We start from the raw sequence: 15,738 nt of genomic DNA, 5'->3' as shown, positions 1-15,738 counted from the left end.
CATAGAATATGAAAAAATATTATGCCTTAACCATCCTATTTTTAGGAATATCGTTTGCCTATGCACAATCACCGGCATCCTTTGGCAAAAAAGTAAAATACATGCCTAAATCTTACGAGAGGCCGGCCGAAACCATAGATATTAACGATAATACCGGCAGAAGCAGCCTACCATGGATTGTTTTTTCCGACCGTGAAGATAATTATACCACAACGGCGCCTGGTGGAAGCCTTATTATGAAAAAAATCAGCTTTATGGAACCTTTTTATGTTTCTAAAGAAGAGAACGGCTATTTGAAACTGATCAAATATAAAGCGGGCATGATCAGGGGGAGGAAAATCAATGATAAAAAGAGCGCCATCAGCTACGGATGGATAGCAAAATCAAAATTGCTTTTATGGCAACGTGCATTCTCTAACCAAAAAACAGGTTATGCTGAGAAAGCCATTGGTATTGTAAATGGCAAAAATGCCTTAACCGAACCAAAATTTTATTTTGATACCACCGATTCCATCTTGGTTTACAATACGCCTGAACTTAAAGACAGAAGGGCAAAAGTGAGGTTGCACGAAATTGCTTACATCTATAAAAAATCAGAAGATGGTAAAAAATACCTGATCGGCTCTGATGACCAGTTGGTTGCAGATAGTGCGCTGAAAAGTGTTTATGGATGGGTTTCTGCTGAGGCAGTACACCACTGGGGTGATCGTTTATACATCACCTCCATTAAACCTGGCGATTACGACAAGGATGATTCTACCTCAATGGCCATTAAAAACGGAATCGATAACGGAACTGCTTTTGTAATAGACCCCTTATTGCCAAGAGAAAACCTGATTCTGCGTAGTGTACCTGTTGTTTCAAATGATGATGGCGCTAACACAGTTGGCATTGCCACCGATGTTTACAATAAAAAAGATAATAAGCTATTAACTATTAACGGTTCATCCCTTTCTTATCAGGATTATTTGAATCTGCGCAAAAATAGAACAAAGGTAAATGTTGTTTTTGTAGTGGATGGAGGAAGTCCAATGACCAAATATCTTTCCGGGATGACCAATACCATTGGTTCATTCGAAAACCTTATGGGCGATTTTGGTAAGGGTACAAAGGTAAACTATGGCGGTGTAGTGTACCGGGGCGAAACCGGCTGCGGGCAGCAAGGTATTTTTGTAAGCCCGATCCAGGATGATTACCGGAAGTTTATGAATTTCTTATCAAACCAGGCAAAAAACACCATGAGGTGTAATGGAGAGATTACCGAAAGTCCGGTTTTTAGTGCTTTAAAAGCTGGAATAAATTTATTTAAAGGAATAAAGAACGAAACCAACTTAATTATTTTAGTGGGCAGTACCGGAAACACAGGCGGCACCAATAATTACCTCATCAATGAGTTGAGTGAGCAGGTGGCCCTTGCCGATGCCCGAATTTTAGCCTTACAGGTATATAGCGATTTTAACCAATCGTTTAATGATTTTGTTATCCAATCTCGCAAACTGGTTTCAGAATCAGCCATCCGTGCGGCCGAGTACAGAAAAAATACTATGGTTAAAGGAGAAGGATTGAAAAGCTTTCAGCCTTACAACACCAGCCTGCAAGACTCTATTTCTTACTATCTGGACTATCCTAAAAATAGTTTGATACAAGGCGGTGTGGTTTTCCCGACCAAAGGATCGGTAAACTCCAACCAGAGTATGACGATTGCCTTACGTCGTTTTATAAAAGAAACCAATATGGATATCTTCAGCCAGATCAGCTCTTTAGATAGTGCTTTCCGTTTAACAGGTATTTCACGTAAAAACCTGTCAGCCGATGTGGAAGCTTTATTACCTCAGCCTGTCGGTATGGAAGTGGCCGATCGTATGCCGCACAATGCTTTTAAATATTATACTACTGCCAGTATATCTGCCGATGTAGTAAAAAATAATCCGACCACCTTACAATATGCAATTGTACTGAACAATATGGAGTACAAGCAGATTGTAGATGTTTTTTCGATTATGTTAGGGCAAAACCTGCAGGCAGATCAATCCTCTTTCAGGAGAAAGCTGGTTAAAAACTATGTAAGGATGCCTAAGCAGTTGTTGGGTATGAAGATGTCATCGGGTGATATCAAGGCCATGACGCTAACAAACTACATTAAGTTGGTTACAGGTTTACCTCTAAACAATGAGTTTTTATCGAAATATACGGTAAGTGATTTAAAGAACACCTCAAAAATGCCGCTTGATCAGTTTGAAGCCTATATTAAATTATTGGATCAGTCGGTTCAGCAGATAAAGAGAGCTACGCAGATTGAACAACAGTTCATTTCGAACGGCAAAATCTACTACTACATTACCGAAAATAATTTTAACCCGGCAGTATTGCCTGCAACCAACTAAAGGCTATGGCAGTTACAAATTTAAGTGAATCGGTAAAAACAGCCTTGCATATTGCGCAGTCGCTGGCAAAGGAATACAGAAACGAAGTGTTTTCTGCAGCTCATCTGTTAAAAGGATTAATGCATAAAGATGTAGGTTTAAGATCGTTTATCACTTCCATCGGTAAAGATGAGGAGTATATCAGCGAATGGGCTGAAGTTCGGATAGATGAACAACCAAAAGCGGCAAGCCTTAGTGATACCGTTAGCGGTGCCCCGGAAATTGCGGTGATTTTTGAAGAAGCCGATAATGTGCGTATTAAACTCGGGTTAGATTTAATTACCCCGGTTTGTGTATTAACCGCACTGGCAAAACCGGGTATCGGCTTTCAGCCAGATCAGTTAAAATCATTTCCGATCAAAGAACGCGAAATTTTGGATCTCTATGTAAAGGATGAAGAAATTTCGAAGGTAGTTTCGCCGGATAAAACAAGTGCTGGTCCGGAAAATAAAAGTACAGGCAATGCGCTGTATAAATATTGCTTGGACCGCTTGCAAATGGTTAGAGATGGCAAAACAGACCCCATAATTGGTCGTGACAAGGAAACCCGGCAAATGATGGAAATCCTTTGCCGCAGAACCAAACCCAATGTTATTTTAACTGGCGATGCCGGTGTAGGCAAAACAGCATTGGTTGATGGCTTTGCGATTGATATTGTAAACCAGAACGTTCCCGATCGTTTAAAACCGGTTCAGCTTTTCGAATTGGATTTAGGATCGTTAATTGCAGGTGCATCTTATAAGGGAGAAATTGAGGACCGTTTAAAAAACATTATTAAAGAAATAAAACAGTTTGAAAAAGCAGTACTCTTTATTGATGAAATCCATACCTTATTAGACAGTAAAGGTCCTTTGGGGGCTGGGATTGGTAATTTACTGAAACCAGAACTTGCCCGTGGCGAAATCACTGTGATCGGGGCGACCACTATTGATGAGTATCGTAAGATTATTGAGCCTGAGCAGGCTTTTAGCAGGCGTTTTGAAGTACTTCAGGTAAATGAACCAAATGAAGAAAGTACCATAAAAATGTTGCAGAAACTGGCTGTTAAATATGAAGAACACCATGCTTTAACCATTGAGCCGGATGCTTTAGGGGAATGTGTGCGTTTGGCCAAGCGTTATATGAAAGACAGAAGGCTGCCTGATTCAGCTTTTGATCTCTTAGACCGGACCATGGCGGCGATGAAAATGATGAATGATACCTCCGACCAGGCCATTGACAGTTTGGAGGTAGAATTAGAAACATTAAATGCCAATACAGAGGAATCAGAAGCTGATCGTTTTGCAGATTATAAATGGCTTTATTCCTTACTTCAAAATAAATTAAGTCCGGTTTTACTGGGGCGTTTAACAGATGAAACACAGACTGACGCCTTCGAAACCGCTGATGAATACCAGGGTTATATCAACAGCAGCCTACAAGAATTAAAAAAATATGCTGCAGAAAAAAGCGACCGCATCTCTAAACAGGATATCGCTTCGATAGTGGCCTATAAAACAGGCATCCCAATGGGGAAACTGCAGGCTGGTGAGAAGGAAAAACTGCTCAATATGGAACAATACCTTAAAAAACGGGTAGTAGGTCAGGATCAGGCTTTAAAAGCTGTTTCTGATGCCATATTGGAATCGCGCAGTGGCTTAAACAAAAAAGGACAGCCAATTGGGTCTTTCTTTTTGCTGGGTCCAACGGGTACAGGTAAAACCGAACTGGCCAAATCAATTGCCGAGTTTTTATTTAATGATGAAAAGGCAATGATCAGGTTCGATATGTCAGAATTTAAAGAAGAACACAGTGCAGCCCTGCTTTATGGAGCGCCCCCGGGCTATGTGGGCTATGAAGAAGGTGGTTTGTTGGTGAATAAAATCAGGCAGCAGCCTTACTCGGTACTATTGTTCGATGAGATTGAAAAAGCACACCCTTCGGTTTTCGATACTTTTCTGCAGATTCTGGATGAAGGCCATATGCACGATCGTTTAGGAAAAGAGGGAGATTTTAGCAATTCGCTTATTCTTTTTACCTCAAATATCGGCAGCGAATGGATCGCAGAACAGATAGGAAAAGGCGTGATTCCGGCTTCAAACCAATTAATGGAGGTTATGGCCGGGCATTTCCGCCCTGAATTTTTAGCCCGGATTTCTGAAATTGTTCCGTTTGCACCAATTAACGAAAGTAATGTGGTGCGCATTTTTGAAATTCAGTTAAACAGTTTGGTACAGTCGCTGAACAAAATGGGTATCGAATTTGAAATAGCAGAAGATGCCAAGAAAATGATTGCTTTAGATGGCTTTACGCCCAAATATGGAGCAAGGCAATTATCAGCAGTGATCAGAAATCTATTGCGCAGGCCGATTTCCAAATACATCATTTCTGGCGAGCTTAAAAAAGGATCGAAGATTAAAGTAAGCAAACATGCTGAAGAAGATAAAATAGAGTGGAATATTATTCAGCCATAAGCCATTATATTGGAACAAAAATTGAGTTAAAATGTTAACTATTATATTATTAGTATAAATTAATCGTAAATCTAAATCAACATATTATGTTTAACTATGAAATTGGAGGTAACGAGCGGAAAATTGATACCTCAGAAGCCTTCGCAGAGATTGCCCATAATAAAACGCTTTTCGTACAAAAACTTACCGATAACGAACCCATAAAACCTGAAAAGGTAGAAGGACTAAAAACCGTTAAGGAAGTATTTGCCCATTATAAACCAAATGTAAAAGTAGCTTTTGAAAAGCAGGATGGATCTACCGTTGGCGAAACCTTAAATTTTAATGATCTGGGCGATTTCGGTGTCAAAAATATCATCAATCAAAGCAACTACCTCACCGATGTGAACATTGAGCGGGAGATGTCGCTTAATGTGATTAAGCAGTTAAAATCGAACAAAACCTTAAAAGCTACATTGGATGATGAAGAAACTAAATCGGCCTTCATCAGTGCTTTGAAGAACTTTGTGGATGAATTGGAGCAAAATAAATAATCTTAACGCAGAGAAAACATGTCAAATCCTCAAGAATTAAAAGCAGACCAAAATATATCCGAAGCAGGTTTTAGACCGGCAGAAGGTAAAACCATAGAAAAAACATCGCTTAAAGATAACTTAGAAAAACTGGCCAGGGTGGGCGGTTTCGATTTGTTGGAAGCAACAGTGGATGGCCTTCAGAATTTAAATCCGGAAAGAAAAGCACGGAAACAGATTTTTTTAACCGGCGACGAAAAGAAGAAAGAACGCGAAGAGTTGAAAAAGAAAATCCAGCTTTGGATAGAAGTACTGGAGTCTTCCGGCTCGGTGGCCGATATGGTTGAAAAAAGTACTGAAAAACTGAATGCTGCAGAAGAAAACTTAAATAAGAACATTGCTACCGCGTTAGAAAGTACCAGGGAACTGGAACAGGCTTATCGTTCGGTGCATTTATTTTATAAAAATACCGAGTCAGACAAACTGAAAAATGTGGTGCTGTTAAATGCTTCAATGGATCAGATCAAAGATCTTGATAATCCGCGTTTCATAGAGTATGTAGATGATGAATTAAAGCAGAATTACGATCGTTTGGATCTTCGTAACAACTATTCATTGATGGTTGTTCCGGGTTATATGGGATCTAATAAAGTACTGGAAAGATGGGCTAAGATCGCACACAACAATAAAGCGATGCTGGTAACCGATTTTGCCGATTTGGATCAGCCGGACGATGTACTTGATTTATTTACCGCCGCAAACTTCACCGGCGGAGATGCCTTTAGATCGAACGTAATCATGACCTGTAACTGGCTGGTAGGTCGTGGTAAAGTAGCAGAGGTAGGAGAGGAAGATGATCTTACCGTGCCAGGATCGGCAGCTTTAGCCGGTAAAATGTACTATACCCTGATGTCGCAGGTTACGGCGGGTAAAAAACATGGTGCTATCAATGAAGTTGATGGTGTGAAATTCGATTTAAAGAAAAGTGAAATCTCTCATTTAGAGCGGGTAGGTTTAGTGCCAATGGTTAATGAGTACGGTAAAGTTATGGCTTTCTCAGCTAAAACATTATTTAATGGCGATAATATTGGTTTACAAACCTATTCAGTAGTGCGTGTATTCGATTATATTACAAAAGTATTGTTTGATTTCCTGAACAGAAGGGCTTTCGAGAACTGGACTTCCAAAACCGAACAAGATCTTCGCGGACAGATTGTTAAATTTTTGGATGGTATCCAGGGTGCCGACCGTTTGATTGAGCGTTTCAAGATTATGCGTTTTGAAAGGGATGAACAGCAAAAAGACAGAATTCACCTGGATATCCACATTACACCGTATTTCCCGGCCAAAAGTTTTGTGGTAAAACTAGACGGACATAAAGGTGAAGATGAAAGTACCACCTGGAGCTCAGAATATAATCAGCAATAGTTTTTGATAGCTGAAAATAAAAACCCAACCCTGGCGTTGGGTTTTTTTATGGGGTATGCATAACACTTAACAAATTCTTTATAATTTTGTAATGCATCAGCCCAATCAGATTAATCAAAAAAAATGAAGCAAGTACTTATCCTGAATGGGGATATCGAAAAAAACGCGTCTACAAATTTCCTGATTAACGCTTATAAGCAAGGTGCGGAAGGTGCTGGCGCTACCGTTAGGGAGTTGGCCATTATCGATCTGATATTTAACTCCAACAAGCTATTTAACAATAGACAGATTGCCGAGTTAGAGCCTGATTTGCAGAAAGCCTTAACGGCAATCAGGCAAAGCAACCATATTGTACTTTTTTGTCCGGTGTATGTGGATCATATTCCGGCAAAGATTAAAGGCTTTTTTGACCGTTTGTTTATGCCTGATCAGGTTTTTGCTACGCAGCAACAAAACGTGAATAATAACTTCAGTGGCCGCTCGGCGAGAATTGTATCCATTTTAGATGAAGCCACTTTTAAGGAGTGGAAAGCAAATAAAAAAACTACTTACCTTTCTATCAAAAAAGTGGTTTTTGAAAAATGTAAAATGAGTCCGGTATTGACCAATACTATAGGCGAACTACATTCGCTTGAAAATCACTACAGCCAGAAATGGTTGGCTAAAATGGAGAAATTTGGATCGCAGCTGATTTAAGAGGCTATAGTCTATTTCTAATAAGTTCAGCCTTTCATTTTGGCAACAACTTGTCCTAAAATGCTACACTTCGTGTATAATCGCTACATTTTTGTTGTGCGTTTAACTACTCTAATGTATTTGTTACAATAAATATAGTTTAGGTTTTTCCACAGTTTTTCCACAAAATGCAATTCATAACTGCGTTTTTAGGCGATAAACGCCCATCCGGTATATTAAAAACTTTGCTTGCTTATAACTGATAGGCAATATATGGCACGTTTGGCCTGATATTTGGTCGACATTAAAAAGTAGCGGAGGCTACTGATAATCAAATTTTTAACCTTTAAATTTTAAAACTATGGCTTTCAAAGCTAGATTAAATTTTTCGGGCAAGGAGTACGATGTGCTTCACTGTGCCTATGCGTTAAACCGTGATGTAGATGCAAAAGGAAGACCCTCTTCCGGAGTTTACGGCGGTACCATCGACATTGAGATCGAATCAACTGAAGACACCTCAATTATCGAGGCGATGGTGAACAACCAGTACAAACCTATTACAGGAACCCTTCTGATCAAGAAAACAGAGGAAGATGCCAAAATGAAAGAAGTTCATTTCGAAGATGGCTACATTGTTAAATATTCCGAAGGGATAAACATTGTGGGCGATCATCCAATGACGCTTAAGTTCCAGATTTCGGCCCGCAAGCTAAAATTAGGAAATGCAGAACACCTTAACGACTGGCCGAAGGCCTAATTGAGGTTGAGGGTAGGAAGGTAGAAGGTGTAAGGCTTTAAACGCCTAACGCCATACGCCATGCCCCTACGGCAACCGCTCAGCGCAATTCATTCATTTAAAAACATTTAAATTTTACTACAATGGCATTCAAAACCCGTTTAAACTTAGGATCAAAAGAATTTGATGTACTACAGTGCAGCTTTTCATTAAATAGAGATGTTGACGCAAAAGGTCGTCCATCGTCAGGCGTTTATGGTGGTACCATCCACATCGAAATCGAATCTACAGAAGATACTTCCGTAATCGAATCGATGGTGAACAACCAATACAAGCCGCTTTCAGGCAACATCATCTTTAAAAAAGGCGAAGAAGATGCAAAAATGAAAGAACTGTCTTTTGAAGATGGTTACATTATCCAATATAACGAAGGTATTGCAGTAAACGACAATACACCTATGACTTTAAGTTTTGTGGTATCGGCGCGTAAGCTGAAACTAGGCAATGCCGAGCATGAAAACGATTGGCCTAAGGCTTAGTCCTTTTATGCATATCAATTAATTGATGCGCCCCGATTTTTCGGGGCGTATTTAGTTCAACGCGCTTCAATTCTGTTACTATATAGTAGATCTAAATTATCTTCGAACGGTAGTGGGGTTATCCCGTCAGCTACTTTTACATTAAAGCTCAATGATGTCTGGCCAACGCAAATATATTGCAGTAGAAAACAATTACCAGTCTGGTAAAGTGTTTGGTTTGGCATACGCACACAAAGATCATCCGAAGAGTCTTTTTATAAAAGTGGAATCATTTTTATCAAAAGAGTTATGCTTTAAAACCCGGCAACTGGATTTAGCTTAGGTAATTTTTGTGATCAAGATTAATCAATATGGAAAAGAAACTCATTGCAGAAATCAATATAGAGGATAAGGAAATTACCCATTTTGCTTCCTTTAGTCTCACACAGGCTTTTAACGAACACCATTATTTTGAGCTGCGTTTCAACCACGATCAGATGGGTGCGCCCGGGCTGATCACTTTAGATGATAGCCGCGATTTCGTAGGCAAAACCTTAACCGCATCCTTTGGTCATTCGCCAGAAGGTATGCAGAATTTTAAAGGCCTGGTCTCTAAAGTCGAGCTATCACAAAACCATGGTTACCATGGTGTCTTAATCGTAAGCGGTTATAGCCCCACCATTTTAATTGATCGTGGGCCCGATCTGGGTTCTTATCTGGATAAAGATCTGAATGAGATCGTAAAACTGGCTACGAAAGATACCCCCGCTAACGATTTAAAGGTTGTGGCTAATGCTGCCAGAACTTCATCTATTGATTATATTATTCAATATAGGGAGAGTGATTTTGCTTTTTTAAATCGTCTCTCAGCCGAATACCACGAGTGGTTTTTTTACGATGGTAAACAGCTTAATTTTGGTAAACCCAATATACAGAAAGAAATATCTTTGTTTTATGGTAGAGATGTGCAGGAAATGCAGTATGCCATGGAAATCGCGCCGATCAAAAACAAGCGGTTCTCCTATAATCCCAGGCAGAACGAAATGCTGCAAAGTGAAAGTACGGGCAAGGTAGAAGGAACCCCTGATCTTTCGCACGCGGTTAAAGCTTCCAACTTAACTTTTAGCAAAACTTTTAATCAGCCTGCTTTAATCAGGGTTGGCAATAACAACGATATCAAAAACCTGGTTGAAAATGAAGAAAAGGCCAATACCAGTGAACTTTTAAAAGTTACCGCCCGGGGTGATAATGCAGGATTGAGCATCGGAAGTATCGCTGAAATTACGATGAGCCTTAGAAAAGAAATGGCATTTACTACCGAAAGTTTGGGCAAATTTTTGATTACCAGTATCAAACACCACATCGATGAGAATGGTAAATACCATAATAATTTTGAGGGAAGAATATCCACTACCGAACGTATCCTGGTAAAAAACTTTGAAAAACCGCAGCCCGATATGCAGTTGGCAGATGTAATCGATAATAACGATCCGCAGGGCCAGGGCCGGATAAAGGTGAAATTTAAATGGGAATGTTTAACCAATGATGTTACGGAATGGCTGCGTGTAGTTACTCCAAGTGCAGGTATCGGGGATAGGGGTAATAACAGGGGTTATTTCGCTATCCCTGAAATAGATGATCAGGTGATGATTGCTTTCGAAGAAGGCAATATTGCGCGGCCGGTAGTGATGGGGAGTGTTTATCATAGTTCCAGCGTAGACAGCAGTCCTTTAATTAAAAACCACCTTAAAAGTATTATTACCCGGAGCGGTCACCTGGTTGAGTTCGATGATGATGCCGGCACACAGGGAATAAAAATTACCGATATCCATAATAACATCATCCATATCGATACCAAAGGCAATAACATCACCATTACCGCTTTGGAGAACATGACTTTGAACTGTAAGAATATGCAGATTAATGTGCAGGAGAATATGGATGTAAGTGTAGGGCAAGATCAAAGTACAAGTGTTGGGAATAATCAAACAACAACTGTTAATAAAGATATCGGTACCACAGCTGGTAATAATTATTCACTTAGCGCTACGGGCGATATTCAGGAAACTTCAGATAAAAGATCGGAATTTGTGACCAAAGATTTCATCAGGCAGGCGGAAACGTCTAATGAGTTGGCAAATGAAATTACTATGTTCAGCCAAAAGGAGAATATGAGTTTGCAGAGTGGCAAAACGGTGGAGATAAACAGTGCTGAAAAATCTAAATTATTCTAATTATGGGAATTATAAAGCAATCAAATAATATGAGAATTAAAGTTAACTCTGATTATAGTATGGTTGTGGGACTAAAGACAGAGAAAATAGCCGATAAATTAAATATTGAGGCGATGTATAATAATTTAGTTTTGGCCAGCAATAAAAAAATTGTTGGAGAAGGAAATAAGTAATGGTAAAAAAGCTGAGGTTTTATTTAGCGCAAGAAATAGTATGTTACTAGTCAAAACCTATTAAAAATATGCTGTAAATGAAAATTCTCATTTCTCATTAAAGAATATTTTAGTTCTTGGAAAAAGACAAGAGGTTGATTTTTAAAAGAATGATGAAATAAACAGGGTAAAGTGCAAAATGAACCATCTGGATAGAAGTTTTTACCGATATAGTATAAGCATTTATATACGCTATCTGAACAGGGAGTAGGTATAATGGACAGTTTAGGAAATAATGCACCGATTGATATATACAGTAGATCATCCACTTGGTACGGATAGGATTGATAAATATATTTTAAACTATGTTTGATAAAGATAAAAGTATATTTTTTGATAATTTATCAAGAGTTGAGGTCAATCCAGAAACCCCAACTGCTGCTACACGTGTACTACAAAACAGGCGCTTTAAACCGCAATGGCCTGTAGGTCATAAAATGGATTATGGATTGCGAATGGAAATGTATGCAGATGAAAAAATCCACGAAATTAAATACGAATTACAAGTTGAAAGACTCGAAAATACTGTAGAAAATTTTACATCCTTTGCCATTAACCGTACAGGGCCGGTTTATATTAACGAAATTGAACCTGATCTAATTGCTGATCAACTGGCATATAAAGTAAGCACGATTTTTTATCCCATGCATGTAGGTTTAGATGCTCATGGAAAAGTATCTGAGATTCAAAATATTTCAGATATTAAACGCAGATGGCAAACTGTTAAAGCAGAAATACGACGAACTTTTGAAGGTGCCGTTTTAGACGAATACATGGACAGGATGGAAAAAAACATCAATGATCCATTTGTTCTTAATCTTGCCCTTAAAGATCAGGATTGGTTTCTAAATGCTTTTTTTCTACCAATTTATAAAAATTATTATATACAGGATGAACCGGCTTCAGCATTATATTTCCCAATATTGCCGTTTAGGAACATTGGTTATTCATCTTCTTTTTTTTTAAGCCCGCATTTTAACGATCTGGGTATGATTGAAATAAACGTGAACGGTAAAATAGAAGATGGAGATACTGAAAATTATGCAGGAAACTATACTGGCAGATATCTATTGCACCCGCACAATAAACAAATTTGGATGATAAAATCCGTGTATACATTCGAATCGGCAGTAAATCAGAAATATGTTAAACTCGATATTTTTTGTTTAAAGGATAATGGACAGGATTTGGATTTTAGTTTCGAACAGACTGCAAAAAAAGTAACTGGATCGAGCTTAGTGATAGCAGATCAGGGATCAAAAAAGAAAAGTATCTGGAAGAGTATTTTTAGATAAAAGGATACAATTATGGCTGAAAAATATATTGTGGTTCAGGGGGCGGTTTGTATTTGTAATTTCGGTACAGCCCCAGATAAATTAAAGGTGCTTACACAGCAGAAAGAATATGTAAATGATAAAGATGGATCGAAGAAACTTATTGCAACAGATAAGGACATCGGTACAACTTTTGAGAAAAATATGTTTGGATCCTGCTCAAAAATGAATAATAAACCATGTACCGCAGCTGTTACCAAATGGTCGGGATTTTATACTGATACCGTATTAAGCAATGAGGGTAAAATCTTGCTGGAAGATAGCAAAGCCACATGCCCGATAGGAGGAACAGACTGCATAAAGATTGTATTCCATGGTCAGGTAATGGAACCTGGCGCATCAAATTTTGAGAATTCTCCTCAGGAAGTTCAATCTGCGATTAATCCATTAACCACTTATGGGCATGGAAAACCGATAGACGCTTCCGGTTTTGGGGGAGAAGTAGTAAAATAAAACGGATAGATAAAAAACGATAACTGATGCCTAGAGGAGTAAAGAAAATAGCTTTAGATGCCCATCAAGTCAGGATGAAGAATATTAACATTCCAAATGGCTTTGTTCTGCAGGGAGGTACACCTGTGAATTTCGTTGTATCTGAATGGTTACCCGATACGAATGCGACGGATCAATCACTTGTTCAATGGATGCTTGAAGATAATGAACGCAAATCTATCATTAAAAAATATCCTGGTTCAGGTCAAAGATTGAAAAATTTTGTCATCAACAAAAAACTATCAGGTAAGCAGCAATATTATATAGAAGCTTCCCTTTCAGGTGAAAGAGACTATAAGAACCCGGCAGGTGTGTATGTACGTGGATATGCACCACCATTAATTATCAGGTCGAAATGGTCGATAACGGAAGGCGGTGAATCTTTGAAAGCTACACCTATCCAATATGGTGATAGTGTTGTACTTTGGATAGAAACGGAGGGCTTAAATGGCAATAAACTGATTATCGATGTCTATAATCGAGTAATAGGTAACAATATTCATGTAAAAACTTATATTGATGTTCCTTGTGAAGGAGGGGAGGTAAATATCACCATTGGCGACACGAGTTTGTGGTATTCTAGAACCAATGATGTTTCATTACGTGAGTTTTTTATTACAGTAAAAGATCAGGACACAAAGCAATTGATTCTGGATTCTGGAGGAGATAAATACCATGCCCGCTTTTTGAGAATACAAGGCCGTAAAATAACCAATAATGTAGCCCCACCCAGAACCAATACTGCCGGTAAAGTTGGTCAGCAACCTGTAAATGGTAAACGTTACGAACCTTGCGGCTTTACCAAAATTGAAATCAATGATGGGGCGAGGTTTTTACTTTTCGACGAAGGGAAAATAGGATTAAAAGGGATAAAATCTGATGGTTTCTCTAAATCCATGTCGATCCATTTTGATTTTAACAAGTGGAATGTCACGTCAAAAGCACAAACAATCTTAAATGAACTGGCTGAATATTTATTTCAGAATCCTTATTTGCCGGTTGAATTAGGTGCACATACCGACATTCGAGGGACGGATGCCTTTAACGACGAATTGTCGAACAAAAGAGCAAAGGCTGCAGTAGAATACCTAGTTAAAAAAGGTATAGATAACCGAAGGATAAGTGCAAGAGGATATGGTAAACGGGCATTAATCCATAGAGGAGAGAATATTACTGACAGTCAACATGCAGAAAATAGGCGGGTAACCATCAAATTCAAAATCTTTGAGAATAATGCAGAAACGATTCTATTTGAAACCATCGGACCAGGTCAGTCGTTAAAGAAAAAGCTGACACTTAACGTTGACAACTATACGCCACCAGAAGGATGTATATTATCTGGTAGTAAGCACCAGGCTACTATTTTGAAAAAATTAGATAGCAAAACTAGTCCTAATACCGATTCTTTGAACGTTACGACAGTAGTACAAAAGAATAAAAAGGCAGATGACATGGTTTTTTCACCCATGGATAATAAAGTATTCGCCTTTGATTACTTTATGCCACACTCGCAGGCACCAAAGCAGTTTTTTTATTACATTAATTCATGCAGATACTTTAGTGATAAAAACAGGCCAACCGTTCAAGTGAATGTATATTCAGATATCCGTTGGAAATTTAAGTTTTTTGTAAATATGTCTAGCCCGCTGAATGTGGATTGGAGTAATATTCCAGTAATTAGCCAGCGATATGAAAAATTAAAAGAAACGGCCCAAAAACTGGGTACTAGTTATGATGCCAAAACAAGTGATTTTGAATGGGGCGTAGAGTTAAATGCCGATTGGAATCATGATGGCAGCAAGTTTACCAGAAATGATAATTACACCCTCAAATTTGAGGGCAAGATTAAGGATATTTTTAACATCATTACTTCAGTGCGCGATATTACACGCGCCTTAGGCACCGCTACAAAAGGTGGAGTAAGAAAAATGCCTTTTGCCGGGAAATTGCCTTTAACGGTATCAATTCTTGCACCAAAGTTTGCTGTTTCAGTAGATTGGTACTTGGCACATGGTAAAAGTAAAGGTGTAGAAACCAATAAGATCGGTACAGAATTTTTAATTGATGTATACTTTGACCCAATTATTGGTGTGGAAGTCACTTTTGACTTATTGGGACTGGTGGTTACCGCAGCATCAGTAGCGGCAACTGGTAATACAGTGGCAGCAGATCTTTTTATGTATGCCAAAGAGTGGGCAGCAAAAGGTTTTAAATCCAAATATGCCGAAGCTAAATTGGATATGTACATCGATGCTGTATTTGTTGGCTCAATAGCCGGAGGTCTCAAAAACGCCAAGATAAATACTGCTTCAGATCAGTTGCAGGCAGAAGCCAAGATCGAATCTAAAATTGGTGTAACATTAAAAGCCGGAATAGTTGCCAGCGCGAAAGCCATGTTTTTAGAATATGGCAAAGCATCTGCCAAGGGTGGATTAACCGCAGAAGCCAGTGTAGCCATCCGCGGATCATATAATTTCCAGTGGGATACATACAAAGGTCTTTTGTTAAAACCTGGCCTGATCCTTGATCCTTGTGTTGCCAAAGTGGCGATGTTCTTGGAAGTTGGGCTATCTTATAAGGTAGTATCTGCCGATTGGAAACCGATTAACATTACTGAAAACCGGACATTCTGGAAGGCATACGATGTAATGCAGGGTATAGCTAATTTTACGGGCAGATCGCCAGAATTTATTACTTATAAAACAAAAAGCTAATAATTAC

12 protein-coding genes are annotated in these 15,738 nt (G+C 38.8%); all 12 read left to right on the top strand.

What is annotated here, in order from left to right; genetic code table 11:
* Positions 1-8 precede the first annotated feature (8 nt).
* The 12 genes from tssR (at position 9) to ACFE6N_RS01375 (ending at position 15,731) form a co-directional block, all read left to right on the top strand.
* Positions 9-2,384 carry a type VI secretion system protein TssR domain-containing protein gene (tssR, locus tag ACFE6N_RS01430; RefSeq protein ID WP_378933088.1) on the top strand — a complete coding sequence of 792 codons (2,376 nt, stop codon included), beginning with the start codon at positions 9-11 and terminating at the stop codon, positions 2,382-2,384.
* A gap of 5 nt (positions 2,385-2,389) precedes the next feature.
* A complete protein-coding gene (locus ACFE6N_RS01425; RefSeq protein WP_378933085.1) occupies positions 2,390-4,876 on the top strand; it encodes an ATP-dependent Clp protease ATP-binding subunit in 2,487 nt (828 codons plus the stop codon).
* Between the two features lie 86 nt (positions 4,877-4,962).
* Complete coding sequence (locus tag ACFE6N_RS01420; RefSeq protein ID WP_090983656.1) at positions 4,963-5,409, top strand: hypothetical protein; 447 nt, start codon at positions 4,963-4,965, stop codon at positions 5,407-5,409.
* An 18-nt stretch (positions 5,410-5,427) separates the two neighbouring features.
* Entirely contained in the window at positions 5,428-6,816 is a 1,389-nt protein-coding gene (locus ACFE6N_RS01415) for a DUF5458 family protein (RefSeq protein ID WP_090983658.1), read from the top strand.
* A gap of 123 nt (positions 6,817-6,939) precedes the next feature.
* Positions 6,940-7,512, top strand: a complete 573-nt coding sequence (locus ACFE6N_RS01410; protein WP_378933081.1) for an NAD(P)H-dependent oxidoreductase — start codon at positions 6,940-6,942, stop codon at positions 7,510-7,512.
* A gap of 340 nt (positions 7,513-7,852) precedes the next feature.
* Entirely contained in the window at positions 7,853-8,248 is a 396-nt protein-coding gene (tssD, locus tag ACFE6N_RS01405; RefSeq protein ID WP_090496868.1) for a type VI secretion system tube protein TssD, read from the top strand.
* A gap of 122 nt (positions 8,249-8,370) precedes the next feature.
* Positions 8,371-8,766 carry a type VI secretion system tube protein TssD gene (gene tssD, locus ACFE6N_RS01400; protein WP_090983662.1) on the top strand — a complete coding sequence of 132 codons (396 nt, stop codon included), beginning with the start codon at positions 8,371-8,373 and terminating at the stop codon, positions 8,764-8,766.
* 350 nt (positions 8,767-9,116) lie between these two features.
* Positions 9,117-10,979, top strand: a complete 1,863-nt coding sequence (locus ACFE6N_RS01395) for a type VI secretion system Vgr family protein (protein WP_378933077.1) — start codon at positions 9,117-9,119, stop codon at positions 10,977-10,979.
* A 2-nt stretch (positions 10,980-10,981) separates the two neighbouring features.
* A complete protein-coding gene (locus ACFE6N_RS01390; protein ID WP_378933074.1) occupies positions 10,982-11,152 on the top strand; it encodes a hypothetical protein in 171 nt (56 codons plus the stop codon).
* A 344-nt stretch (positions 11,153-11,496) separates the two neighbouring features.
* Positions 11,497-12,486: a hypothetical protein gene (locus ACFE6N_RS01385; RefSeq protein ID WP_378933071.1), complete on the top strand. Its 990-nt coding sequence runs from the start codon at positions 11,497-11,499 to the stop codon at positions 12,484-12,486.
* Between the two features lie 12 nt (positions 12,487-12,498).
* Positions 12,499-12,978 carry a DUF4280 domain-containing protein gene (locus ACFE6N_RS01380; RefSeq protein WP_378933068.1) on the top strand — a complete coding sequence of 160 codons (480 nt, stop codon included), beginning with the start codon at positions 12,499-12,501 and terminating at the stop codon, positions 12,976-12,978.
* A gap of 26 nt (positions 12,979-13,004) precedes the next feature.
* Positions 13,005-15,731 carry an OmpA family protein gene (locus ACFE6N_RS01375; RefSeq protein ID WP_378933065.1) on the top strand — a complete coding sequence of 909 codons (2,727 nt, stop codon included), beginning with the start codon at positions 13,005-13,007 and terminating at the stop codon, positions 15,729-15,731.
* The last annotated feature ends 7 nt before the right edge of the window (positions 15,732-15,738 follow it).

This window comes from Pedobacter sp. BG31 (genome assembly GCF_042464845.1).
GTDB lineage: Bacteria > Bacteroidota > Bacteroidia > Sphingobacteriales > Sphingobacteriaceae > Pedobacter > Pedobacter suwonensis.
The sequence above is the reverse complement of the archived record's forward strand: the minus strand, read 5'-3'. Positions and strand labels throughout refer to the sequence as shown.

Bases quoted from the DNA above. Each gene is read 5' to 3' on its own strand.
- tssR (WP_378933088.1), top strand. From the start codon at position 9: ATGAAAAAATATTATGCCTTAACCATCCTATTTTTAGGAATATCGTTT.
- ACFE6N_RS01425 (WP_378933085.1), top strand. From the start codon at position 2,390: ATGGCAGTTACAAATTTAAGTGAATCGGTAAAAACAGCCTTGCATATT.
- ACFE6N_RS01420 (WP_090983656.1), top strand. From the start codon at position 4,963: ATGTTTAACTATGAAATTGGAGGTAACGAGCGGAAAATTGATACCTCA.
- ACFE6N_RS01415 (WP_090983658.1), top strand. From the start codon at position 5,428: ATGTCAAATCCTCAAGAATTAAAAGCAGACCAAAATATATCCGAAGCA.
- ACFE6N_RS01410 (WP_378933081.1), top strand. From the start codon at position 6,940: ATGAAGCAAGTACTTATCCTGAATGGGGATATCGAAAAAAACGCGTCT.
- tssD (WP_090496868.1), top strand. From the start codon at position 7,853: ATGGCTTTCAAAGCTAGATTAAATTTTTCGGGCAAGGAGTACGATGTG.
- tssD (WP_090983662.1), top strand. From the start codon at position 8,371: ATGGCATTCAAAACCCGTTTAAACTTAGGATCAAAAGAATTTGATGTA.
- ACFE6N_RS01395 (WP_378933077.1), top strand. From the start codon at position 9,117: ATGGAAAAGAAACTCATTGCAGAAATCAATATAGAGGATAAGGAAATT.
- ACFE6N_RS01390 (WP_378933074.1), top strand. From the start codon at position 10,982: ATGGGAATTATAAAGCAATCAAATAATATGAGAATTAAAGTTAACTCT.
- ACFE6N_RS01385 (WP_378933071.1), top strand. From the start codon at position 11,497: ATGTTTGATAAAGATAAAAGTATATTTTTTGATAATTTATCAAGAGTT.
- ACFE6N_RS01380 (WP_378933068.1), top strand. From the start codon at position 12,499: ATGGCTGAAAAATATATTGTGGTTCAGGGGGCGGTTTGTATTTGTAAT.
- ACFE6N_RS01375 (WP_378933065.1), top strand. From the start codon at position 13,005: ATGCCTAGAGGAGTAAAGAAAATAGCTTTAGATGCCCATCAAGTCAGG.